Source organism: uncultured Succinatimonas sp. (genome assembly GCF_905203285.1).
GTDB lineage: Bacteria > Pseudomonadota > Gammaproteobacteria > Enterobacterales > Succinivibrionaceae > Succinatimonas.
The window spans coordinates 1-1,102 of record NZ_CAJKVK010000161.1 but is presented as its reverse complement, the minus strand read 5'-3'; the positions used below and the strand labels follow the sequence as shown (position 1 = coordinate 1,102).

Annotated in this window: 2 protein-coding genes; both read left to right on the top strand. The window is 33.8% G+C overall.

Annotated elements, in window-relative coordinates; all coding sequences use genetic code 11:
• The first annotated feature begins 105 nt into the window (after nt 1-105).
• Nucleotides 106-675 (top strand): translation initiation factor IF-3, encoded by a 570-nt coding sequence (gene infC, locus QZ019_RS09835; protein ID WP_022389766.1) that lies wholly within the window; start codon nt 106-108, stop codon nt 673-675.
• A 59-nt stretch (nt 676-734) separates the two neighbouring features.
• Nucleotides 735-932 (top strand): 50S ribosomal protein L35, encoded by a 198-nt coding sequence (gene rpmI, locus QZ019_RS09830; protein ID WP_009317128.1) that lies wholly within the window; start codon nt 735-737, stop codon nt 930-932.
• The last annotated feature ends 170 nt before the right edge of the window (nt 933-1,102 follow it).

The following is a 1,102-nucleotide window of genomic DNA, read 5'->3' as shown; positions in this document are numbered from 1 at the left end:
CTGTAAGAAAACAGGGCGAAGGTGATAAAGGTTCGATGAAAATTACTACCTTTGCCGAACTTCTGACTGAAGAAGTTGAAAGAATGATAACCCAATGGTAATTGAATGGAGAAAAAAAACAATTTAGGAGTTAATAAAAATTATCCTTCAAAGAAAAATGAAGGAATGAAAGAGTTGTACCGTACCAATGAAAAAATTAGGGTAAAAGAAGTTAGATTGGTAGGAGAAAATGTCGAACAGGGAGTTTATTCTATTCAAGACGCTTTGCGTATTGCAGAAGAGCAAGAACTCGATCTTGTAGAAATTTCTCCAAATGCGGTTCCTCCTGTTTGTCGTATTACGGATTATCAGAAATTCCTTTATCAGCAGAAAAAACGTTTAAAAGAACAGAAAGCTAAATCGACTAAAGTAGTCGTAAAGGAGATTCGTTTCGGACCTCAGACCGATGATCATGATTATAATTTTAAATTAAAACATGCCAAAGGTTTCCTTGAAGAAGGTGCGAAAGTTAAGGCTTATGTTTTCTTTAAAGGGCGTTCTATATTGTTCAAAGAACAAGGAGAAGTGCTTTTACTTCGTTTTGCCAATGATCTGGAAGATTATGGCAGAGTAGAGCAGTTACCCGTTTTGGAAGGTAAGCGTATGATTATAATGATTACTCCTAAGAAAAAGTAGAGAATTGAGGAGACTCAATATTATATGTTTTAGTAATACATAAATTAAAATTTAGTAAGATGCCAAAGATGAAAACTAACTCCGGTGCCAAAAAAAGGTTCGTCCTTACCGGATCAGGAAAAATCAAAAGAAAACACGCTTTCAAAAGTCATATTCTGACGAAAAAGACTAAAAAGCAAAAAAGAAATCTTACTCATTTCACTCTTGTATCTTCTGCAGATATCAATAATGTGAAAGAGTTATTGTGCTTGAAATAAGCCTTTGATTTTTTATTTAAAGCAAAAAGCGAGTTTAAAATTTTATTAACCGAATGTCATAGCTCGAAGATCATCCCGTGAGGAGGTGACGCTAACATTCAAAACAAGTAAAAACTATGCCAAGATCAGTAAATCATGTTGCTTCAAGAGCAAGAAGAAAGAAAATTTTA